The sequence below is a fragment of the Mammaliicoccus sp. JADD-157 genome, from assembly GCF_049310805.1.
GTDB lineage: Bacteria > Bacillota > Bacilli > Staphylococcales > Staphylococcaceae > Mammaliicoccus > Mammaliicoccus lentus.
This window is the reverse complement of sequence record NZ_JBMOVZ010000006.1, coordinates 26,550-49,956: the sequence shown is the minus strand read 5'-3', so window position 1 is coordinate 49,956 and position 23,407 is coordinate 26,550. Positions and strand designations below refer to the sequence as shown.

The window sequence follows — 23,407 nt, the reverse complement described above, 5'->3', positions numbered from 1 at the left end:
ATACTTATCTTGTTGTATTTTAGTTGAATTAAATTGTTAACCTCTGTACCATTCTTTCCATTTCTTTTTTGTATAGATATATATTTGATTCCACATCATACATACCTCCTAAATAACTTAATGATATGTGATAAATTAAATATAACATGGTAAAAAATTACATAGGTTAAGACATTATTACAATCTCTTTAATTAATTATGACCAATATTAAGGTTTATAACTTATTTGCGTGACAAATGAAATATTTTCTAGCAAAATGAATAAGAATAGGAGTGATGATTTTGCAACAAGTAAGTATGCAAACATTTGAATTTAGAGGAAACCACTACGATTATGGAGTTGCGCAAGCTAAGTGGTTACAATCTACTAAAATGCTCGAAAACAGAGAAAAAGAATGGCGAGTTAGAAGACCTAGATTTGATATAAATATAAATGAAACGAAAAAAATATATCAGCAATTCGCCCCGCAAATATGGGAGGAACTGATGGGCATACAAGATACTCTAAAAATGCCTTTAGAGCAAGTCCTTCTTAATTACGGTCATTATAGAGTTTATGCTAAAGATAGTGGTTGTTCTGTATTTTTAGGTAAAAACTTTATGGTTCGAAACTATGATTACAATCCTGCTACTTATGATGGACGTTTCAGCTTATTCCAACCTACTGATGGTGGTTACGCACAAATTGGCCCAACATCTCGAGTAACTGGAAGAATGGACGGAATGAATGAACATGGTTTATCGATGGGTTATAATTTTATGCATCGTAAAAAGCCAGGTGATGGATTTGTATGTTATATGATCGGTCGTCTTATTTTAGAATGTTGTAAAAATATTGATGACGCTGTTTCGTTGTTGAAAGAAATCCCACATAGAAGTTCATTTAGTTACATTTTGATGGATGCATCTAACAACAGCATTATTGTAGAAGCTACACCAAGATCAGTAGTAACTAAAGAGAACATTATTTGTACGAATCATTTTGAAGTATTAACACATGAAAATAGAAATTATATAAAAGAATCAGTAGAGCGATATAATAGAATTGAAAATATAACTAACGAAAATTTATCTTTAGAAACTGCTTTTGAATACTTTAATAACCCTGATTATGAAATTTATAGCAAACTTTTTAGAAGTTGGTCAGGTACGATACACACATCTGCTTATATTCCTGAACAACTAGAAGTTAAATTTGCATTAGGTGAAAATGGTTATATACACACTTTTAAATTTAATGAATGGTTACAAGGCAAACCTTTAGAATCACTATATGTTACAGGAGAAATAGATTCAGATATAATATTTGCAAGTGAATAAATGCATCAATTAAATAACCTCTAATCCATAAATTAAATTTAACGGATTAGAGGTTATATTTTATATAGCCTATTATTTAATTTTTATATCACCGTTATCAGTATAACTTTCAATAACATTTTTACCATTACCAACCTTTTCCCCGTGAAAAGCACTGTTTTCTATTTTTGTGCTACCTGAATCAGCATGTAATTGAAGTAATGTATCTTGTGGTTTATGTTTATAATCTATAAGTATATTTCCGTCTTCAGTAGATGCTTTGATATCACATTCATTTTTCAAATCTATTATTTTGATATTACCTATTGAAGTTATCATTTCATTATTTTTTAACACTGAGTTATCTACTGTGATATTACCTGTATCCAATTCTCCATTAAATTCATATAATTTGGAGTTTTTAATACCAATACTCCCAACATCAGCCATAGCTTTAACATGTTGAAAATCTACTTGATCAAACGTTATATTCCCTGTCCCAGTAATAATATTACTATTTTTACTCTTAACATTTTCTATATTGATATTACCTGTATTAGTAGTGATGTTAAATGCATTATAATTTTTTTCAGGAAGCGTTATCGTAAGATGATTATTAACTTTTCTAAAAGGAATAAAGTTAGCGTTAAATGTAAGCTTTTTATCTTGCTCAGAAAAATGTAGTAAATTGTTTTCTATATTTGCGTTAACTTTATGTTTTCCATCGTAATTAATTTCTAAATAACGCCCCTTTTTTACATCTACATCTGTATTTTGAGCATTAATTATAATTTGATTCGTTTCATTGTTTTTAAATACTTTTTTGTATGTTTCTTGTTTTTCATACTGTTTGTTTACTGAAAACCATAGAAAAGTACCAAGTAATCCAAAAACTACAAAAATACTTAAACCTAGAAAAAATAGTTTTTTCATTACTCTGCACTCCTCTTAATGATTTTTATACACCATCTTAAATATTTTAATATGCCTTTGTAACTTACTTCAATAAGTTTTAATCCAGTAATTAAGAGCATCAATCCGAGTCCTAAGAATGAAATAGCAAACATAATGTTCGTTACATCTATCCAATGGAATCCATTAATAAAGATGTTCACAACACTAACAATAGGTCCTAACATCATAACTGCTCCTATTAAGACTACTATTAATAGAATAAATGTTATAAAAAGAAATGGTGTAATGATAAATAAAATGTTGAAGAAACTTAGTCCTAGAGTTGCCATAATAGCATGAAAAACATTTTTAAAATTCGGAGCCATTTCTGCATCAGTTATAGCAGTATTGGCATATACTTTTTTTGCAATTGCTTTAGGGTTGCCAAGTTCATGGATAAGTTCTTCTTCATTTTGAGCCTCAAAAAACTTAGTCTCATATTCATACATAATTTTGTCTCTTTCCGCCTTCGGTAAACGAGACAATTCATCCTCTAAATAATTGAGGAACGTGATTTTATCCATATTCTGTTTCCCCTTTATTATTATCTCAAGTTTTCAATTTAATTTTAACACTTTTCCTACAAACAACATCATATTATCATCTGAAAAATTTGATTTCAAGTTATATCAGTGTGATATACTATGCACAACAAATAAATAAGGGGGTTTTGATATGAGTAAACTTATCAAGCCAAATAAGCTTTCTAAAGGTGACACAGTAGCGATTGTTTCTTTGTCTTCTGGTTTAGCTGGTGAAGAAGATATGATGTGGAGAACTAATGTTGGTATTGAAAGATTAAAAGATGTATTCGGATTGAAAGTAAAGGTAATGCCAAATGCGCTTAAAGGTTCAGATTTTACATACAACCATCCTGAAAAAAGAGCAGAAGATTTACATCAAGCACTCAGAGATCCTGAAGTTAAAGCAATTATCTGTTCTCTAGGTGGAGATGACTCTGTTCGTTTATGGCCTTATATAGATTTAGAGTTAATAAAAAATAATCCTAAAATATTTAGTGGGTATTCTGATACAACTGCGTTACATTTTATGTTTTATCAAGCTGGCGTTTCCAGTTTTTACGGTCCTTTGCTACTCACTGACTTCGCTGAAAATGTTGCAATGGATGATTATACTGTTCATTCAATTAAACAAACTTGGTTCCAAAACGAGCCAGTTGGTGATGTACCTACATCACCCCAAATTAGAAAATACGGTTTAAAATGGGATGAAAGCAACAAAGATATCAATAGAGAATCTTTCGATAATAACGGGTATGAAATTTTAAATGGAAAAGGAAAAGCAACTGGACGTTTAATTGGAGGTTGCATGGAATTATTCCATTCTTTAAAAGCAACAGATATATTTCCAAATAAAGATGCTTTTGATGATGCTATATTGTTCATTGAGACAGCAGAAGTCCACGCTCCACCTTGGTTAATGGAAGATTACGTGCGTGCATTTGGTTCAATGGGAATTTTCGAAAGAATAAATGGCGTAATTATTGGTCGTCCTCAAGATGATGTTTATTATGAAGAATATAAAGAAGTTTGGACTAAAATGTTAAAAGAATGGAATCAAGAAGATATGCCAGTATTCTACAATGCAAGTTTTGGTCATAATGAACCGAAATGCATTATCCCATACGGGGTATTGGCTGAACTAAATGTAGATAAAGGTACTTTCTCAATTCTTGAAAATGCTGTAGAGTAATTAATCTTCAGTTATTCTGCTTTGCGATTTATTTCAGAATTGTTATAATATTTAGTATATAAAAAGGGGGATAATTAAAATGACAAAACTAGTTACATATTATGAACAATCACAACCTATTAAAGAATATTTAAACGATATGACTACCAATAAAGAAGAACTCATTGAAATTTATAAATCTTTTCAATTACCTAAAAATGATGAACGTTTAGATAAAATAAAAGATAAAAATTATAAAGTTCTCGTCATCACTGAAGATTGGTGTGGGGATGCTATGATGAATATCCCAGTACTATTGAACATTGCAGACTACACTAATATGGAAGTTAAAGTATTTCATAGAGATGAAGATACAAATTTAATTGATCAATACTTAACAAATGGTACTGCAAGATCTATACCAATTTTTGTATTTTTAAATGAAAAACATGAACAAGAACATGTATGGGGTCCTAGAGCCATTACAGTTCAAAAATTCGTTGAAGAAACAAGAAAAGACTTACCATCGAAAGAAGATTCTTCTTTCCCTGAAAAAGAAAAAGAAGTACATCATAAAATCCATGATGAATATAAAAAGAATACACAATTCTGGGATGATGTATACGAATCAATCGTAAGCATCTTAAGATAAATCGGATTGGAACAGAAATCTTATTTTTCAAAAAAGATTTCATAGTACCGCCCGGCAAGAGTGACTAGGAGTGAAAAGCTTGATATAAGCGTATTTTCATTCCAGTCAACTACTGCCAATATCACGATAGAGGCTGAGACAAATAATTGTCTCAGCCTCGTTTTATGTAAATTACCCCTATATGTATCTCTCCATCCCCATGGTTCGATATAAACAGTTTACTTTATCTACAAAATAAATAAAAATATATGTCAGTAAAGTTAACATTTGAAATTTCGCAAGTGAAAAGCGCTCGTCCGGGAATTAACGAGCGCTTTTCGGGGAAGGGTTATTAATTAAGGAAACATTTATTTTTATAAAGCCGGGAAACTTTATAAAAATAAGTTGAATCATTTTATGATCCATTTCAACGTTACAATTACAGATAACTATCCAAACACGTTCTACACAAAGTCATTCACTATCATGAAAAAACATATACGAAATATTTTTAAGGAATTGAATGTATTGTGGTTCGTGTTGTGTTATCTATGACTAAAGTATATCAAGTCTTTTTCTAAATTTGTTGAATCGTTCTTAACTCTAAATTTTTGTTTCTTAAGTGTTCTAAAAGTTGAGTACTTTAACAGTTAGGAATGCCTAACTGTTAAAGTAACTGATAAATCAGGCTTGAATAATTCTTATTAAAATACTAAGTTTATACAATTTTAGTCTTTTTTAAACGAATAAACTTATAAATAGTATAAATATAATACCAGATACAGAAATGACGGTTTCTAATAATGTCCATGTTAAAAATGTCTCTTTCATTGTTAATCCGAAATATTCTTTAAACATCCAAAATCCTGCGTCATTTACGTGTGAAGCAATAACACTACCTGCACCAGTTGCTAATACGACTAGAGCAAGATTCGCATCAGAAGCTTCTAATAACGGCGCTACGATACCTACTGTAGATATTGCTGCGACTGTAGCTGATCCTAAAGCGATTCTAAGAACAGAAGCTACTATCCATGCAAGTAAAATTGGACTCATTGCTGTGCCAGTAAATAATTCTTCAACAGTTTTTCCGACGCCACCATCAATCAATACTTGTTTAAAAGCACCGCCACCACCAATAATTAATAACATCATTCCAATTGGATATATAGCGTTTGTTAATGTATCCATAACTTCTGTAATTTTTTTACCTCTTTTTAGTCCCATAGTGAATATAGCAAACAATACTGAAATCAGCATAGCTGTTGCCGCTTCACCTATAAAACTGATAAACCCTAGTACACCTTGAGGATTCTCAGGTGAACCAGTAAGTAAATCAACAATTGTTGAAATTAACATAATAAATACTGGTAATAGTGCTGTTAAAGCTGAAATACCAAATCCTGGCGTTTCTTCAATTTTAAATGTTTTTTGCTTACCTAGTGAATTTAAATCACCAGACTTAGTGAATCCTTCTGGAACTACTTTTTTGGCAAACATCGTAAATAATGGTCCAGCAATAATTGTAACTGGAATCGCAACAATTAAACCAAATACAAGCACTTCACCTATTTCTGCACCAAATTCTTTTGCAATCATGACTGGTCCTGGATGAGGAGGTAAAAAGCCATGTGTAACAGATAATGCTGCTGTCATTGGTATACCTAAATAAAGTGTTGAAACTTTAGATTCTTTTGCAATCGTAAATACAATTGGGATTAATAATACGAGCCCTACTTCGAAGAATAAAGCGATACCGATTATAAATGATGCTACCACTACTGCCCATTGGATGCGCTTTTGACCAAATTTATCAATTAGCGTATGTGCAATCCTCGTTGCACCGCCTCCATCAGCTAATAACTTACCGAGCATTGCTCCTAATCCGAATATCAATGCGATGTGGCCTAGTGTAGAACCCATACCAGATTCGACAGTTGAAATGATTTTATTTAATGGCATGCCAAGCATTACACCTGTAATCATTGCTGTAATTATTAATGAAACGAATGTGTTAAGCTTTAACCACATAATTAATGCTAATAGTAAACCAACTGCTACAATAACGACTAGTAGTGGTGTAATTTCTGAAATCATATTAATCTCTCCTTATGAATGCATTTCTTGGAATTCTGCTATTGAGTTATATTCTTCTGTTAACTTACGACTTAAATTAATGAAAATTGGTATTAAAGATTGATAAATATCAACATTTTCTTCTATTGGCTGGTGTTGGTATGTTTTGCCTACCATATTATTCAACACTTCAAAGTCATCTATTTCACCTAATGCTTTTAACCCTAAAACACATGCCCCTAGACAAGAACTTTCATAACTTTCAGGAACTTCAACAGATGTATCAAAAATATCTGCCATCATTTGACGCCAAACTTCACTTTTTGCAAATCCACCTGTTGCTTTAATTTGATTAGGGGATTTATCCATTACTTCAATTAACGCTAAATAAACTGTGTATAAATTAAGTAATACTCCTTCTAAAGCTGCTCTGATCATATGCTCTTTCTTGTGCGTTAAAGTCAAACCAAAGTAACTTCCTCTTGCGTTAGCATTCCATAATGGTGCACGTTCACCTGCAAGATAAGGATGGAATATTAAACCGTTCGCCCCTGGTTGAACTCTGCTAGCTATTTTAGTTAATACATCGTAAGAGTCCACACCTAAGCGTTTAGCTGTTTCTACTTCACTTGCTAATAACTCGTCTCTTAGCCATTTGAGTACTACACCACCATTATTAACTGGACCACCAATACAATAATGGTCTTCTGTTAAGACATAACAAAAGATTCTACCTTTTTCATCAGTTTTTGGTTCATCAATTATCGTTCTGATTGCACCACTTGTACCAATAGTTACTGCTACTTCTCCTTTTCTAAAACTGTTTACACCTAGATTAGATAGAACGCCATCAGAAGCGCCTACAACCACAGGAATATCTACATTAATCCCCATTAAATCAGCATATTTTTTAGACATATTTTTCATAATATGTGTTGTTGAAACGAGTTCAGGTAATTGAGAAGTTTCTATTTCTAATAAATCTAATACTTCTTTATCCCAATCTAATGATTTTAAGTTCATCATACCTGTAGCGGAACCTATAGAATGATCCATTGTGTATTGACCAAATAATTGATAAATGACATAAGTTTTAATATCTATCCATTTGTTTGTATTGTTATATATTTCAGGTTTTTCATGTTTTAACCAAAATATTTTAGATAACGGTGACATCGGGTGTATTGGTGTACCCGTTCTTTTATAAATTTCTAAACCGTTATGTTCTTCATTGATTTTTTCTGCATAATCACTTGCTCTATTGTCAGCCCATGTTATACATTCTGTTAATGGTTGATTATTTTTATCCATCGCAATTAAGCTATGCATCGCACTACTAAAGCTAATTAATTTAATATCTTCAGGTTTTGCGTCTATTTCTCTTATAACTTTTTTGACTGTGAAAAGCACTGCATCAAATATTTCTTCAGGGCTTTCTTCAGCTACTCCTATTTCATCTGTTGTCATAGGATATTCAATGCTATGTTTTTTCAAAAACTTCCCTTCGTTATTATAAATAACAGCTTTTGTACTTGTTGTTCCTATATCTACACCTATCATGTATTTCATTGTATAACCCTACTTTCTATCTATATTGGTTTGTGAATTCCATAAAACTTCGATTTGTTCATCTACGTCGTCAAAGTTTAAATGAAATGCTTCTTTCATTTTATTTCGATCTTTGTTTTCTATTGCTTCAATATATACTTTATGATTATGAATAACTCTTTTAAAATCTTCAGGTTCCTTTTCCATACGCTGTCTCATTGATACTAAAATTAAACATTCCATAACTGGTGTTAAATTACGCCATATCATTTCAATATATTGATGATTAATTGTAGTAATCATAGATTCATGAAACAGTAGATCTAACCTTGTAAACTCATCAGCATCTTCAAATTCCACAGCAACAGTCATCATTTTTAGAATTTTATTTAATTCTTTAATAACGACTGAATTATCATCTAACTGTAGTCTTTCAAAAACAAATGACTCTAACATGAGCCTGATGTCGTAAATTTCTTTCTGATTAACATTTGATAATCCCGTTACAATTGCGCCCATTCTTTCAAGCGATATTAAACCATCTTGTTGCAAAAGTTTAAGCGCGTCTCTTACAGGTGAACGACTGACCTCAAATTGTTGAGCTATTTTATTCTCACTTAACTTATCGCCTTGATTAATGGCTTTACTAATAATACCCAATCGAAGTTCACTAGCTACTTGTTCACCAGTAGAACGATATTTTAACCATTCGCTCGGATAATGATAATGATGTTTCATCTATCTTTCCTCACCTTCCGTATACTTGTATACAAGTTATACAAATAATTGTAACCGTTTACTATAGTTTTGTAAACGGTTACTTAAAAATTTATATTATTTTATTATTCGTGACATCTATTTAAGTATCTTTAAGACGATATCTTTCTTATTCTTCTATGTACAGCCTGTTTAATACTATTTCACCTAATGCCTTGCTTGCAGTCAACATTGCATCTTCATTAACCACGAATTTAGGACTATGATTAAAGAAAGCTTCTTCTACATCATAAGGTTTACATCCTACAAAAAAGAAAGTTCCTGGTATTTTTTCTAAGTAACTAGCGAAATCTTCAGAGCTTGTTAGTTGTTCATGTTCTTTCAATAATTTAAAATATTCACCTTGACTAGTAGCTAAAATATCAACTAAATAATCTGTCTGTTTATAATGATTAATTAAAGGTATACAGTCTAAGTCATATTGGAATTGACATTCAACATTAAAAGTTTCTTCAAGACCTTCTATCATTTGCAAGATTTCATCATTAATTTGATGGCCAATACGATTTTCCATATATCTAACATCACCCGCAAGTTCAACATTCTCTTGAATTACATTAAGTGATCCCGTGCCGTTAAATGAACTTATCGTGACTACACCCATATCAAATGGATTTAATCTACGCGATATTACTGTTTGTATATTCGTCACAAACGTACTAGCTGCCATTATGGCATCATTTGCTAAATGTGGACTGGAACCATGTCCTCCTTTACCTTTAACCTTCAAATGAAATAGAGATCTACCGCCCATTGTAGGACCTTTTCTATATGAAATAACTTCAGGCGTAAAGTCTGGAAATAGATGAATACCATAGATTTCATCTACGGTATCTAATAGACCTGATTCCAACATATCAATTGCACCACCTGGAGCTAACTCTTCAGCGTGTTGATGAATAATAACAACCTTTCCAGGTAAACTATCCTTTAATTCTATTAAAGATTCTGCTAATACCATTAAATAAGCTGTATGAGCATCATGCCCACAAGCATGCATCCATCCTTTATGTTTAGATGAAAATGCCAAACCTGTTTCTTCATCAATGTTTAAAGCATCAAAATCTGCTCTTAAAGCAATTGTTCTACCAGGTTTCCCGCCATTTATTTCTACAATCAAACCATAGTTTCCGCCAATACGATTATGTATTTTAACTTCCTTATCTTTATAAAACATTTCTATATATTGAGCTGTTTTTTCTTCGAAAAACGAAGGTTCAGGATATTGATGTAAATAGCGATAGTGCTTAATCATGTCGTGTTCTTTTTGTTCTAGTTTTTTAAATAATAGACTTCTTAACATTAAACCACCTCATTTTCCTTCTAGTTAACTGCCGCCAATATAATGAAAAAGCCTGAGACAATTTATTTATGTCCCAGACTCCGGCTAATTTATCCCGACTTTTTACTTTTTGTCTTGATTTTGTTTTGCTTTATCCGGATGTTCATCAACTTTATCTTCTTTTTCAAATTTCGCAATTAGCGCTGTTAAAAAGAAACCTAAACCGGCACCAATCATTAACGAACTTGGTGTACCATTAAAGAAAAAGCTCGCAACGATACATATAATACCTATAATAATATAGTGTTTAATAAATTTTTTACCCAAGAATATCCCTCATTCATTTATCTAATAAATTAAATTTAACACACAAATGAAGGATAAACCATTATATATTCTTATTTATAATGACGAAATGGTTAATAACTGTAAATACTAGAATACAAACAACCGTTATCCCAATTTGGTAACCTTCCATACCTAAGTAACCACTATTTAAAATATCTGGAAGAAAGTCTAGTGGATTATATTTCATCACTTTAACTATTTTTTCTCCTATTTGAGGAACGATTGAAAGTATATTGAATATAGTTGGTAAGAGTATAATACATACGATAGCTGTAGTATAAACCATCACGGCTTTTCCAGTTAATAAATTAATAATATTCAATAAAGTTACATAGAATAAAATGATAATGAGTAGTTCACCAAACATTTTAAAGAAATCTGTAAACTCTAAATCACCTGTTGTCATCATAAATGTAGATAGCAACGTAACTACAGTGCCTAATATAGTAAACAAAATAATGATTCCTATTACTGAAATTAATTTACCATATAAGTACATCGTTCTGTTTTTCTTAGAATTTAAAAATAACTGAATTGTTCCATATGACATGTCTCTAACAATTGTTCTTAATGTAAACATTAATAATACTAATCCACCAAAAGCAAAGAAACCAGTTAATACATCAGGAGAAGTAAATACATTATCCATATTTAAAGAAATAATGATAACAGCAATGCTAGGAATAATTGCTAGAAATAAGCCGAATAAGCCTAATGGACTTTTAAATATTCTCGTTATATCATATTTAACGTGTTGTAAGATGTTCATTATGCTTCAACTCCTTTATTAATATTAAAGTACTGATCTCTTAATGTAGTTTTATTATTTTCGATATATTTAGGGTAAATATCTTTTTCGCTGAGTAATCTGAGTACATTTTGATAATCTTGCAATGCTTCAATCGCGATTAACCCTTCATGTTTATTACTAGATATCACTTTAAAATTCATCGTTAAAACATCAAGCGCTTCGTTGTATTGATTACTTTCAACTAAGAATTTCGTAATTCTTTTTGATTCATCTTTCATATTATAATCTTCAACAATACGACCATTTTTCATAAATACAGTTCTGTCACATATGAGTTCAATATCTTCTAATTTATGACTTGAAATAAGAACTTTGATATTCAGTTCTTTACTTACACGTTCAATTGTTTTTAACACATCAATTGAACCGTCTGGATCCATGCCATTCGTTGGTTCATCTAATATTAAATAGTGTGGTTTATTCATTAAAGCTACTGCTATTGATAATTTTTGTTTCATACCCATTGAATATTTTTGAACTTTTTTGTTTATATAAGGTTTGATTCCAAATGACTCTATCAATTGATTAACATATGTGTCATCAACCTCTTTACCTAAAACTTCTCTAAAAAAGTTTAAATTATAATAACCGGTTTTATTCAAATACAGTTTAGGATTTTCAATTAAATAACCTACTCGTACGTCACTTTCTTGTTTAAATTTCCCACTATATTTAACGATGTTTTCGTTCATAATTTTCATCAATGTAGTCTTACCTACACCATTCTTACCAATTAAACCTACTATTTGACTATCTCCAAATTCAAAGTCGATGTCGTTTAAAACTTGCTGCTTGCCATAATATTTATTTATGTTTGTTAATTTCAAAATGTGTCACCTCTTCTATATTGTTATCTCGCCTTTTCTTGCTTTAGAAATTGCTATTACGTAAGTAATGATAAATAATATGATTGATATAGAAACAAAAATTTCATCTCCATAATTTGTAAAAACATTTGTTTGAATAGATAATTTATTCAATAGTTTATCTGTGTACGGTACTATACTTGGTAATATAAAACCAATCAAAATAATCAATATTACTAATGGTATTTTTAAAAACCTCTTAAAATCACAAAGCGGTAATATTAAACTAATCGTAAATAAATTAGCAGCAACATTCGTTAGTATCCCTGACATATTTATAACAACATCCATATCACTTGCCGCATACATTAATGCCACTAAATTATATAAACCAATCGTAACCGAGTTGATCAGGATTAAAATAATAGCAGTTAAATAGTGCATATTAACCGTCGTTATTTGTGTTATAGGATAACTTAAAAAGTTCATTTCTGATTTATTCTTGTTAATTCTTAAATATATATAATAAGGAAACGCCAAAGTGACAACATGTAAAAGAAACATGAGCATCCCTAATAGAAATATTTTGATGTAATTATTAAATGGTAAAATCATTGTAACTGGTAATGCAAGAATCATTACCAATATATAAATTAAGTAAGGTTTTAATAATATTAAATTACGGTATAATATCGGCTTCATTTTACACCTCCATAAATGGTAATTTTATCTTTCTTAGCACTATGAATAGCTCTACTAAATTGAATTATCCATATAATAATGGCAACTATTAACAACATTGAAGGTGTATAGTATAAAAATATTTTCCAACCTAGTATTTCTGAAAATGCATATGAACGATTTGAATATGTTCCGAAATACAACATTGCAAATATAGCGTACATAGCTCCCAATATCCAAGCTCCTAGTTGAGTAATATTAACATGTGCATACGTTGGATAAACTATACTTAATGTTAATAAATTTGTTGCTACAATAAATATAGCTGCTTGAAGAAATATCGTGTCATTCTTATATAAAGCTATTATGATAATCAATACAAAAGAAAAAATTGTCAGTAATAAGTTATATAAGTAATGTGCTTTTACGATATCTATTTTAGAAATAGGCAAACTATTATAAAAAATTGGGCTACTTTGCTTATTCAATAATATGGCATTATTAATACAATGAATTGAAACTGTAGCAATAAAATATATCGGAACAAAATTTATTATTTCAATGTTTTCAAATCCAAAAGTGAATTGAGCAAAGAAAGTTAAAACAAAACAGATAAAATATGCTAACAAGTAACTTCTTTCATACATAAAGTTTCGGTAAAAAATTGCTTTCATTTAAACCACAACCTTATTTTTTTGGTCTTTTTCAATTCTTACCATCACTTCTTCTATTGTTGGTGTTTCAATCACTACCTCTTTTCCAAATAACTCAAGAAATACATGACTATTTTCTGTCATTCCTGAAAATCCAGTTTTTGTTTCTTTAATATTAATCAATAGCGATTTTAATTCATCATCCAGCATATTTGAGTCGCCTTTAACAATTTTATATTTCTCGGTTAAGTCATTCACACTTTCATTTAATAAAATTGATCCGTCTTTCAAATAAACAATATAATCAGCAATTTTTTCTAAATCTGAAATAATATGAGTAGAGAAAAATACTGTTTTTTCTTCATCAATTAATTCTTTTTGCAATATTTCAAGCACTTCATTTCTAACTACTGGATCTAAACCTGCAGTTGGCTCATCTAATATATATAGTTCAGCGTGGTGACTCAAAGCGATTGCTAAAGATAATTTCATTTTCATACCTGTTGAGAAATGTTTTACTTTTTGTTTGTAAGTTAAACCAAATTGTTCAACATATTTCGAGAAAATATCATGATCCCAATTTTTATAATATTTACTTACTACTGATTCAATTGTTTTGATATTCCATTTTTCGTACATATATAATTCTGAATAAACAAAGCCAATTTTATTTTTAATTTCTACAGGATGCTCTCTCAAATATTCTCCTAATATTTTCAAATCTCCACTTTGTTCTTTTAAAAGACCCATTAAAATTCTTATAATCGTCGTTTTACCTGAACCGTTAGCACCAATAAAACCTGTTACATAACCTTTTTTTACATCAAACTGTATATCGTTAAGACTAAAATCTTTAACATGATAGTTTAGATTATTTACTTCAATCGCTTTTGTCATATTACTCACCTTCCTCATATATTAACGATATAATTTCATTTATTTCTTTCAGATCCATACCTATTAATTTCGCTTGTTTTGTTAGTTCTTTAGCCAAGTCTTCAATCACAATAAATTGTTTTTCTTTCATTATCGAGGCATCTTGTTCTTTTACAAATGTGCCTTTACCTCGAATTGAAGTTACAAACTGTTCTTGTTCTAAATCGACGTAGGCGCGCTTAGTTGTAATTAAACTAACTCCTAAATCACTTGCTAGCTCTCGCATTGAAGGTAATGATGTACCAGGTTCAACTTTACCTTGTAAAATATTCGCCTTTATTTGTTCTTTTATTTGTTCATAAATAGGTTGATTACTATTATTCTGCAGAAGTATCTTCATGTCCTACCTCCTCCAACTAAATGTGTATAAACAGTATATACACTATACATTGTTTAGTCAAATATTTTTCTATAATTTACATCAATTTCTTGTAATAACGATATTTACAAACAACAAAAAAATAGAGTGTGTATATCAATTGATATACACACTCTATATACACTTATATTATTTCAATTCATGAATCGCTTTAGCTATTGATTCAAATACATATTCAATGTCATTCTTTTCAATACAGCTAAATGCTACACGTACATCTGTTTTATTCAATGCAATAACACCGATGCTATAATTTTTAATTAAATGCAATCTTAGTTTTTCAGCTTCTACATCTGCTAATTTGATTGCCATAAAGTAACCAGAATTAAATGCATAAGGCGTCCATAAATCTTTATATTCTTCACGATATGCTACATCTTTCGTTACTTCATATCTTTCTTTTAAAATATTGATATTGTGATCAACTTGTTCTTGGAATGAAGGGTCTTCCATAGCATGTACAATTGCTGTTTGACTCGGCAATGCACAGCTTGATAAATTACTTCTAATTAAACCTTTTAATTTAGAAACTAATACTTCTTTTACAGTTTCATTTTGGGAACCAAAAGTTAAGAATCCAACACGGAATCCCCATGAGAAGTATTCTTTCGTTGCACCATCAATTTTAACAGGCATAATATTGTCATGGTTTAATCGAGATAATGCAGTGAATACTGACTGTTTATAAATATCTTCAAAGAACAGTCCATAATAAGCATCATCAACTAAAGCAATTACTTGTGTTCCTTTGTCAGCTAATTGGTTAATTGCTGAAACCATTTCTTCCACTTCATTTACTGTTGGCGTGTAGCCAGTCGGGTTATTAGGGAAGTTTAAGACTAATACAACTTTATCTTTATTGTAATTTTCTAAAGCGCGTTTAAAATATTCTAAAGTATAACTACCATCTTCTTCAAAAGATTGATAAGTTTCAATTTGAGCATTATGTCTTACGCCAAATGTTAATTTATAGTTACCCCAATTATGTTCAGGTAATAAAATAGTGTCATCATGATTAACAAATAAATCACCAGCAAGTGATAAACCGTGAGTTAACGCGTTTGTTACAACAGGTTTTGAAATAGCATTTTCACTTAAATCTGGATTATCTTTTAAAATTTTATTTTTCCATAATTCTCTAAGTTTTTCATAACCTTGAGGTGGAGCATATGGGAATATATCGCTAGGTTCTCTATCACTAAATTGACTATATAATGCATCTGTATACATAATACCTTCGTCAGTAGTAGCCATGCCAATTGTTGCATTGTATTTAGTACCTTTAGCATCGGCAGATTGAGATAATATACCTTTAGGGAAGTACATTGATTTACCTAAATCAGAAAGCATATCCAATACGATTGGAGATTCATTTTTTAATTGTTCATTCAATTCTAAAGCTAGTGGGTTCATAGAAAGTCATCCTCTTTCGTTAATATGATACCTCTATAGTAGACGAGATTTATTAAAATGAAAAGGATGTATACGTAATTTAATGATTTTATTTTTGTTTAAATTATACTTTTGATAAGAAAATAAAAATTGTTATAATATAATCATTAAGAAAAGGAGTTTATAAAATGTCTACCATTACTAAAGTACTCGCTGGATTAGCTGTAGTCGCATTTATAATAGGCGTTGTTATGGAAATTAGCGGGGATTCAGGTATTAAATTTACCATTGCATCTATATTATTTCTAATTGCTGCATTTATTAATCGAAATAGCGATCGTAACAAACAGAGTCATAAAAAATAATTATGAAATAAAAGTACAAAACAGCACTTCGTTAAGGTTAGGAAACGAAGCGCTGTTTTTTTGTGAAGAATATTATGGTGGATGGAATGTTGCACGTGGGACTTGTCTTGCAATATTCCGACCTTCTATGTTGCACGTGGTGCTCGTCTTGCAACATTCTAGCCTTCTATGTTGCACGTGGTGCTCGTCTTGCAACATTATGACCTTCTATGTTGCACGTGGTGCTCGTCTTGCAACATTCCGCTCTGATTTTAATCACGTTTATAAATTAATATATGATTTTATTATGATTTTTATATCTTTTAGTTTTATTTTTCCACTCTTCTTTTTTCTCGGCTAATGCTTTTTTTGAAGTTTTGGATTCATTATACTCAATTTCTTTTAATAATTTTTTATAATTATTAAGTCTATCTTCATCTAATTCGCCATTTTCAATTGCTTCTTGTACTCGACAACCTGGTTCTTCTTCATGAGAACAGTCATTAAATTTACAAGACTGAGCAAATTCAGAAATATCTTTAAAGCTTGTATGAAGGTCATTTTTATCTCCATAAATAGCTAAACTTCTCATCCCTGGAGTATCAATTATTAAACCTTCTGGATTTACAAAATACAATCCTCGATGAGTAGTAGTATGTCTGCCCTTGCTATCTGACTCTCTAGTTGAATTTACTTTTAACGCATCTTTGCCCATTAAATAATTGGCAATGCTCGATTTTCCTACACCGGATGACCCCACTAATGTCGCCGTCATACCTTCATAAAATCTATCTTTTATTTTATTTAAATTCGTTTTCATTGTGACACTAGTTACTATTACTGGGACATCCTCTAATCTTTGTTTAACTAATTGGACTTTTTCTTGATAGTTATCTACGGTGTCCAACTTATTCAAAATGATAATTGGATTGGCTCTACTCTCAGTTATTTGCATAACATATCTTTCTAATCTATTTAAATTAAAGTCTCCATCTAACCCCATAACAACGAAAACTTCATCTAAATTAGTAGCAATATATTGTGATATAGTTTCGTGTACTTTAGATTGTCTTTTTAGTTCGCTAAATCTTGGTAGTATACCAATAATTAATTTAAAATTATCTAAATCATTAATAACTACCCAATCACCGATAACTGGTATCATATCGTTAATAACTAATTTCTGTGTAATTTCAGCTAAGTATTCACCATTTTTCATTATTACTTTAAAATGATTTTTCCCAACAAATGATACTCTTCCTAGTTGAAAGCTATCTTCATAATGTTCTTCAAAATAATTTAATTGGTCTTTCTTTAGTCCTAATTTGTTTAAATTCATTAAATTCCCCTTATTATTTATATATTAGGAATTATGACCACCCGTGCTTTTGTGACATAGAAGCATTTTATTTATATTTTTCATAAAACATCATCCTTTCAACTATGTTAATCGTATTGTAGTTCAAATAACTATTTTAAACAATAAGAAAATAATCTAGGATTGTAGAAATAACCCTAGACTATATTTAATCCCTTACTTCAATTCATCTGGTACTTTCCAATAGTCATCTTTATTTTCTTTATTGAATACTTTTTTAAATCCTTTTGAGCTATATGCTTCTTTTATATCTTTTACCCATTGTTTATCTTTATTTTTTCCATCTACTACAACTTGTAAGTATAAATCGTTAACTAAATCTTCTTTTAATAGTCCTTTTGAAGGGTCTACATCTGATGCATAAACAATTGATCCAGGTATAACTGCGTAATCTACTTCTCCTAATATTCTAGGTATATTGGCTGAATCCATTTCTTTAATTTTTATATTTTTTGGATTGTCAGAAATATCTTTTTTAGAAATTGTAATATTATCTTTATCTGCATCTAATTTAATCCAACCTGCTTTTTCTAATAATCGGTATGCTCTGGCAGCATTTGAAGGATCTTGCGGAATAGCCACAGTGTCTCCATTTTCTATGCTTTTAATATCTTTGTTATCTTCTGAAAAAATTTGAGCTGGTACAGTTGGTATTTTATTAATATTTGTTAATTTGGCATCTCTTTCTTTATTAAATGTATCCATATAAGCTTTATGTTGATCAACATTTAAATCTACACTACCTTCTTGTAATGCAACATCTGCTTGTAATAATTCAGTAAAATCTTTTTGTTTCACGGTATATCCTTTATTTTCTAGTTCTGGTTTAATACCTTTTAAAAATAGCTCACTGTATGGACCTGGTGATGTTGCTATTGTAATTTCCTTTTTCTCTTTTTCCCCGCTTCCGCAAGCTACTAATATAACGGATACTATAAGAATCATTGATAAAATTATATTTCTTTTCATTATAAAGCCTCCCTTTCATTCCCGATTAAACTCATATGTTTTATAGCAATAATATCACTTACATTTTTAAAGTCAATAACGTGAGCATGTGTTAAAATTTACTAAAGGAGGGCTTTATATGAGTCTATATCAAAAAGAATTTGATACAAAAGCGGGTAAAATGGTTGGTATTTGTGACGAGACGCACTTATTATTACTACATTTTAATGATAAGTATAGTTTGGAAAAGGAAACAGAAAAAATTAAGCAAACGCTAAATGAAGATATTTCAAGTGAAAATCATGAAATATTGGATAAGTTAGAACAAGAGCTTTCTTTATATTTTGATGGTAAATTAAGTGAGTTTTCAGTTCCGATAAACTTTAATATTGGTACACCTTTCCAACAAAAAGTATGGAACGCTCTATGCGATATTCCTTATGGAGAGACAATTTCTTATAAACAATTAGCTGAAAATATTAATCAGCCCACAGCCTTTAGAGCAGTAGCTAATGCAAATGGTAAAAATCAACTTAGTATTATTGTTCCGTGTCATAGAGTAATAGCAGCTGACGGGTCATTAGGAGGTTATTCAAGCGGAGTTGATAGAAAAGAAAAACTCTTAGCTATCGAAAGTGGTTTAAATGTTTAACTATAAACAATTTCTCGAACTTACGTTATATTGGCAAAGTGGGACTACGAAATCTTTTTATGAAAATAAGATTCCTGTCCCACTCTAATTAAATATACCTTCTTTTAGATGTTTTTGACCATATATTTATAATCATGTCCACTTAATACTCTACCATGAAGTGGTTCAAATCCTAGATTTCTATATAATTTCATAGCCCCTTCGTTATCTACTTCGCAATTAAGTGTCACAGTTTTATAACCTTGATTTCTACCATAATCAAATATGTAATCAATCAATTTAGTAGCTATACCTCGACCTCTATAGTCTGAAAATACAGCTATAGATTCTATATATAAATCGCCTTCGTTCGCTTCTTTTTCAGGTAATGGCGTTCCTTCCAACTTAAATTCTTCTTTGAAATCAATATTATGCCAATTATCTTCGAGTTGCTTTTCTTCATCTCCAGAATAACAATTAATGAAGCCAGCAATATTTCCCTCTACTTCATATACATGCATGTTTTTATAATGGTTTCTATAATTGCCCTCTTCAATACTTTGTTGAATAATTTTTAATACTTTTTCCTTTGAATTATTCTCAACTAACGGAATTTGCATATCATGCCAAATAATATACATAAGTTCACTTAATTTAACTGCATCTGTCTTTTTAGCTTGTCGTATCATATTATTTACCTCTCTTAATCAAATTAATTTCATTTTAACATAAAAAATTCCTCTCACCACAATGGTGAGAGGAATTGTAATGGTATTATTTTATTACATCATACCTGGCATTCCGCCCATGCCGCCCATATCTGGAGCAGCTGGTTCGTCTTCAGGTATATCTGCTACTACCGCTTCTGTTGTTAAGAACATAGCCGCAACAGATGCTGCATTTTGTAATGCTGAACGCGTAACTTTCGTAGGGTCTACAATACCTGCATCTAACATGTTAACCCATTCTTCAGTTGCTGCATTGTAACCAATACCTTCGTCTGCATTTTTAAGTTTTTCTACGATGATTGATCCTTCTAAACCAGCATTTTCTACAATTTGGCGTAATGGTGCTTCTAATGCTTTCAATACAATGTTCACACCAGTTTTTACATCACCTTTAGCTTCAACTTCAGATACTTTGTTATAAATTGAAACTAGTGCTGTACCACCACCTGCTACGATACCTTCTTCTACAGCAGCACGTGTTGAGTTTAATGCGTCTTCGATTCTTAACTTACGTTCTTTCAATTCTGTTTCTGTTGCTGCACCTACTTTGATTACAGCTACACCGCCAGCTAATTTAGCTAAGCGTTCTTGTAATTTAGTACGATCAAAGTCAGAAGTTGTTTCTTCAATTTGAGCTTTGATTTGACCAACGCGAGCATCGATATTAACAGAATCGCCTTGACCTTCAACGATTGTAGTATCATCTTTTGTTACTTGTACTTTACCTGCTTCACCAAGCATATCTAATGTTGTTTCTTTTAAATCTAAACCTAAATCATCAGTTATAACTTGACCACCAGTTAAAATAGCTAAATCATCTAACATTGCTTTACGACGATCACCGAATCCTGGTGCTTTAACTGCAACTGCAGTAAATGTTCCACGTAATCTGTTAAGTACTAAGTTTGTTAAAGCATCGCCTTCTACATCGTCAGCTACAATTAATATTGGTCTGTTTGTTTGTAATATTTTTTCTAATACAGGTAAAATATCTTGGAATGATGAGATTTTTTTATCTGTAATTAAGATGTATGGATTTTCTAATTCTGCAGTCATTTTATCAGAATCAGTAACCATGTATGGTGAAGTGTAACCTCTATCGAATTGCATACCTTCAACTACTTCTAATTCTGTGTTGAAGCCTTTTGATTCTTCAATTGTGATAACTCCATCGTTACCTACTTTTTCCATAGCTTCTGAAATAAATTTACCAATTTCCTCGTCAGCTGCAGAGATAGAACCTACTTGTGCAATTTCTTCTTTCTTCTCTACAGGTTGTGAAATCTCGTGTAATTCTTCTAAAGCAACTTTAACTGCCTTATCGATACCTTCACGAATACCTACTGGATTCGCACCACTAGTAACGTTTTTCAAGCCTTCTTGAATCATTGCTTGAGCTAATACAGTAGCAGTTGTTGTTCCGTCACCAGCAACTTCATTAGTTTGGTTAGCAACTTCAGCAACTAATTTCGCTCCCATATTCTCATAAGCATCTTCTAATTCAATTTCTTTAGCGATTGTTACACCATCATTTGTAATAAGTGGTGAAGTGAATTTTTTATCTAAAACAACATTACGTCCTTTAGGTCCTAATGTTACTTTAACTGCATTAGCTAATTTGTCCACGCCTGCTAACATTGAACGACGTGCATCTTCTGAAAATTTAAGTTCTTTAGCCATCTATAATACCTCCATTAATTATATATCAATGTTTCATTTCAATTTTTAACCAATTACTGTTCAACTATTGCTAAAATATCATCTTCTGAAAGGATAATATATGTTTCTTTATCACGTTTAACTTCTGTTCCTGCGTATTGTTGATAAACAACTTGATCACCAACAGATACATCAACAGTCAGTCTTGTACCGTCTTCTAAACGTTTACCTGGTCCAACAGCTACAACTTTACCTTCGTTAGACTGTTCTTTAGCTGAATCTGTTAATACAATTCCACTCGCTGTAGTTTGTTCTTTTTCTGTTTTTTCGATAATAATTCTATCTCCCAATGGTTTTAACATTTATAAAATCCTCCTTGGCGCTTTTAATATTAGCACTCTTAATAGTTAAGTGCTAACTATATTTTTATAATAATCAAACTTGGTCAAAATTACAAGTAAAATAACTTAAACTTTTCTCTTTTTTACAAAAATACGATACAATATTAACATGTTTATTTTTGGAGGAAATTATAGAAATGCAATTTAAAAGATTAACAGTCAATGTAACTACACTTTTACTATTTGTAATTGTACAAACAATCGCAATCGTGCCAAATACTATATACGCAAATGCTAATCTATCCAATACAACACGATTGGAGATTTCATTAACATGGATGGCAATTACAGCTATCATTACGGTATTAATATTATGGTATATGAATTCAAATATTAAAAATCCAACTCGACTCGAACAACAAACTAAAGAACCTTGGTTATACGTTATCTTTTGGTGTATCGCCGGTATATTTCTTGCTATGTTCGGACAAGGGATAGCTGCTTATATAAATATTTACGTATTTAATCAACCTATTGAAAGTGGCAATACCCAGAACTTAATGAAAATAGCACAGGAATCTCATATTTTAATTTTATATATCGTTTTAGCTGGACCTATTTTAGAAGAATTAATTTTCCGTAAATTAATATTTGGTGAAATTTTTAATATGATTAAAAAACCTACTTGGCTAAGTTTTATCATTGCTGTTCTTGTTAGTTCGTTTGTGTTTTCATTAGCGCATTCTGATCCAGAGCACACTTTAATTTACGTTGTAATGGGCACAGTTTTCAGTGGTCTTTATGTATTAACAAAACGTATCATTGTTCCAATTATTGCACATATGGGAATGAATGGTGTCGTAGTAATTGGACAAATCTTTTTAAAAGATGATCTTCAAGACCAATTAGAAAAACAGTCTCAAATGGCACATTTAATTTACAACACTATTATTCATATGCTTTAAATTTAGAATATGTTTTAGTCATCCCTATTCCGTTGGTTAATTTCAAGGGTTTAGGGATTTTTATTGATAATAATCAAAATTTTAATTATATTAAAAGTAATAAGTTATAATTTGTAAAATAAGTTATAATATAAGAAATGAGGGGGTA

At 30.6% G+C, this 23,407-nt stretch carries 25 protein-coding genes; 6 read left to right on the top strand and 19 right to left on the bottom strand.

Going from position 1 to position 23,407, the window contains the following annotated elements; all coding sequences use genetic code 11:
- Positions 1–282 precede the first annotated feature (282 nt).
- Complete coding sequence (locus ACO6VN_RS14155) at positions 283–1,320, top strand: C45 family autoproteolytic acyltransferase/hydolase (protein ID WP_422404810.1); 1,038 nt, start codon at positions 283–285, stop codon at positions 1,318–1,320.
- 72 nt (positions 1,321–1,392) lie between these two features.
- Here the strand turns inward: ACO6VN_RS14155 and ACO6VN_RS14150 are convergent, their stop codons facing one another.
- Both ACO6VN_RS14150 and ACO6VN_RS14145 read right to left on the bottom strand, forming a co-directional pair.
- Entirely contained in the window at positions 1,393–2,232 is an 840-nt protein-coding gene (locus ACO6VN_RS14150; protein ID WP_194200043.1) for a DUF4097 family beta strand repeat-containing protein, read from the bottom strand.
- Positions 2,232–2,777 (bottom strand): HAAS signaling domain-containing protein, encoded by a 546-nt coding sequence (locus ACO6VN_RS14145; RefSeq protein ID WP_103269062.1) that lies wholly within the window; start codon positions 2,775–2,777, stop codon positions 2,232–2,234. The genes ACO6VN_RS14150 and ACO6VN_RS14145 overlap by 1 nt, the downstream gene beginning before the upstream one ends.
- 151 nt (positions 2,778–2,928) lie before the next feature.
- Between ACO6VN_RS14145 and ACO6VN_RS14140 the strand changes: the two genes are divergently transcribed.
- Together ACO6VN_RS14140 and ACO6VN_RS14135 are read left to right on the top strand one after the other, a co-directional pair.
- Positions 2,929–3,966 (top strand): S66 family peptidase, encoded by a 1,038-nt coding sequence (locus ACO6VN_RS14140; protein WP_194200044.1) that lies wholly within the window; start codon positions 2,929–2,931, stop codon positions 3,964–3,966.
- A 79-nt stretch (positions 3,967–4,045) separates the two neighbouring features.
- Positions 4,046–4,597, top strand: coding sequence for a thioredoxin family protein (locus tag ACO6VN_RS14135; RefSeq protein WP_016999103.1), 552 nt, complete (start codon positions 4,046–4,048; stop codon positions 4,595–4,597).
- 717 nt (positions 4,598–5,314) lie between these two features.
- On the opposite strand, the gene ACO6VN_RS14130 is transcribed toward ACO6VN_RS14135, so the two are convergent.
- The 12 genes from ACO6VN_RS14130 to ACO6VN_RS14075 form a co-directional block, all read right to left on the bottom strand.
- Positions 5,315–6,673 (bottom strand): gluconate:H+ symporter, encoded by a 1,359-nt coding sequence (locus ACO6VN_RS14130; RefSeq protein WP_016999104.1) that lies wholly within the window; start codon positions 6,671–6,673, stop codon positions 5,315–5,317.
- A 12-nt stretch (positions 6,674–6,685) separates the two neighbouring features.
- On the bottom strand, positions 6,686–8,221 hold the full coding sequence (gene gntK / locus ACO6VN_RS14125) for a gluconokinase (RefSeq protein ID WP_194200045.1): 1,536 nt from the start codon (positions 8,219–8,221) through the stop codon (positions 6,686–6,688).
- A 9-nt stretch (positions 8,222–8,230) separates the two neighbouring features.
- The gene (locus ACO6VN_RS14120) at positions 8,231–8,938 is read right to left on the bottom strand and encodes a GntR family transcriptional regulator (protein WP_422404809.1); all 708 of its coding nucleotides are present in this window, start codon (positions 8,936–8,938) and stop codon (positions 8,231–8,233) included.
- 148 nt (positions 8,939–9,086) lie between these two features.
- On the bottom strand, positions 9,087–10,280 hold the full coding sequence (locus ACO6VN_RS14115; protein WP_016999106.1) for an amidohydrolase: 1,194 nt from the start codon (positions 10,278–10,280) through the stop codon (positions 9,087–9,089).
- Positions 10,281–10,382: 102 nt separating this feature from the next.
- Positions 10,383–10,586, bottom strand: a complete 204-nt coding sequence (locus tag ACO6VN_RS14110; protein WP_016999108.1) for a hypothetical protein — start codon at positions 10,584–10,586, stop codon at positions 10,383–10,385.
- Between the two features lie 61 nt (positions 10,587–10,647).
- On the bottom strand, positions 10,648–11,376 hold the full coding sequence (locus ACO6VN_RS14105) for an ABC transporter permease (protein WP_103269059.1): 729 nt from the start codon (positions 11,374–11,376) through the stop codon (positions 10,648–10,650).
- Positions 11,376–12,245: a phenol-soluble modulin export ABC transporter ATP-binding protein PmtC gene (pmtC, locus tag ACO6VN_RS14100; RefSeq protein ID WP_422404808.1), complete on the bottom strand. Its 870-nt coding sequence runs from the start codon at positions 12,243–12,245 to the stop codon at positions 11,376–11,378. Before pmtC ends, ACO6VN_RS14105 begins: the two co-directional genes overlap by 1 nt.
- A gap of 15 nt (positions 12,246–12,260) precedes the next feature.
- A complete protein-coding gene (gene pmtB, locus ACO6VN_RS14095; protein ID WP_422404807.1) occupies positions 12,261–12,926 on the bottom strand; it encodes a phenol-soluble modulin export ABC transporter permease subunit PmtB in 666 nt (221 codons plus the stop codon).
- Positions 12,923–13,579, bottom strand: a complete 657-nt coding sequence (locus tag ACO6VN_RS14090) for an ABC-2 transporter permease (RefSeq protein ID WP_422404806.1) — start codon at positions 13,577–13,579, stop codon at positions 12,923–12,925. Before ACO6VN_RS14090 ends, pmtB begins: the two co-directional genes overlap by 4 nt.
- Positions 13,580–14,455 (bottom strand): phenol-soluble modulin export ABC transporter ATP-binding protein PmtA, encoded by an 876-nt coding sequence (gene pmtA, locus ACO6VN_RS14085; RefSeq protein ID WP_135021554.1) that lies wholly within the window; start codon positions 14,453–14,455, stop codon positions 13,580–13,582.
- A 1-nt stretch (position 14,456) separates the two neighbouring features.
- Positions 14,457–14,834, bottom strand: a complete 378-nt coding sequence (gene pmtR, locus ACO6VN_RS14080; protein ID WP_422404805.1) for a PSM export ABC transporter transcriptional regulator PmtR — start codon at positions 14,832–14,834, stop codon at positions 14,457–14,459.
- A 168-nt stretch (positions 14,835–15,002) separates the two neighbouring features.
- The gene (locus tag ACO6VN_RS14075; protein WP_239704081.1) at positions 15,003–16,286 is read right to left on the bottom strand and encodes an aminotransferase class I/II-fold pyridoxal phosphate-dependent enzyme; all 1,284 of its coding nucleotides are present in this window, start codon (positions 16,284–16,286) and stop codon (positions 15,003–15,005) included.
- Positions 16,287–16,453: 167 nt separating this feature from the next.
- Here ACO6VN_RS14075 and ACO6VN_RS14070 point away from each other — a divergent pair, with 167 nt between their 5' ends.
- Positions 16,454–16,630, top strand: a complete 177-nt coding sequence (locus ACO6VN_RS14070; RefSeq protein WP_167543685.1) for a hypothetical protein — start codon at positions 16,454–16,456, stop codon at positions 16,628–16,630.
- Between the two features lie 268 nt (positions 16,631–16,898).
- Here ACO6VN_RS14070 and rsgA read toward each other — a convergent pair whose 3' ends face one another.
- Positions 16,899–17,948, bottom strand: coding sequence for a ribosome small subunit-dependent GTPase A (gene rsgA / locus ACO6VN_RS14065; RefSeq protein ID WP_064211734.1), 1,050 nt, complete (start codon positions 17,946–17,948; stop codon positions 16,899–16,901).
- Between the two features lie 195 nt (positions 17,949–18,143).
- On the bottom strand, positions 18,144–18,956 hold the full coding sequence (locus ACO6VN_RS14060) for a MetQ/NlpA family ABC transporter substrate-binding protein (RefSeq protein WP_422404804.1): 813 nt from the start codon (positions 18,954–18,956) through the stop codon (positions 18,144–18,146).
- Positions 18,957–19,074: 118 nt separating this feature from the next.
- Here ACO6VN_RS14060 and ACO6VN_RS14055 point away from each other — a divergent pair, with 118 nt between their 5' ends.
- Positions 19,075–19,587, top strand: a complete 513-nt coding sequence (locus ACO6VN_RS14055; RefSeq protein ID WP_064204926.1) for a methylated-DNA--[protein]-cysteine S-methyltransferase — start codon at positions 19,075–19,077, stop codon at positions 19,585–19,587.
- 104 nt (positions 19,588–19,691) lie between these two features.
- On the opposite strand, the gene ACO6VN_RS14050 is transcribed toward ACO6VN_RS14055, so the two are convergent.
- The 3 genes from ACO6VN_RS14050 to groES form a co-directional block, all read right to left on the bottom strand.
- Positions 19,692–20,255: a GNAT family N-acetyltransferase gene (locus tag ACO6VN_RS14050; protein ID WP_194200052.1), complete on the bottom strand. Its 564-nt coding sequence runs from the start codon at positions 20,253–20,255 to the stop codon at positions 19,692–19,694.
- 93 nt (positions 20,256–20,348) lie between these two features.
- Positions 20,349–21,974: a chaperonin GroEL gene (gene groL / locus ACO6VN_RS14045; protein ID WP_064204924.1), complete on the bottom strand. Its 1,626-nt coding sequence runs from the start codon at positions 21,972–21,974 to the stop codon at positions 20,349–20,351.
- Between the two features lie 53 nt (positions 21,975–22,027).
- Positions 22,028–22,315: a co-chaperone GroES gene (gene groES, locus ACO6VN_RS14040; protein ID WP_016999250.1), complete on the bottom strand. Its 288-nt coding sequence runs from the start codon at positions 22,313–22,315 to the stop codon at positions 22,028–22,030.
- A gap of 176 nt (positions 22,316–22,491) precedes the next feature.
- Between groES and mroQ the strand changes: the two genes are divergently transcribed.
- Positions 22,492–23,259, top strand: coding sequence for an intramembrane glutamic endopeptidase MroQ (gene mroQ / locus ACO6VN_RS14035; protein ID WP_016999249.1), 768 nt, complete (start codon positions 22,492–22,494; stop codon positions 23,257–23,259).
- Positions 23,260–23,407 lie beyond the last annotated feature (148 nt).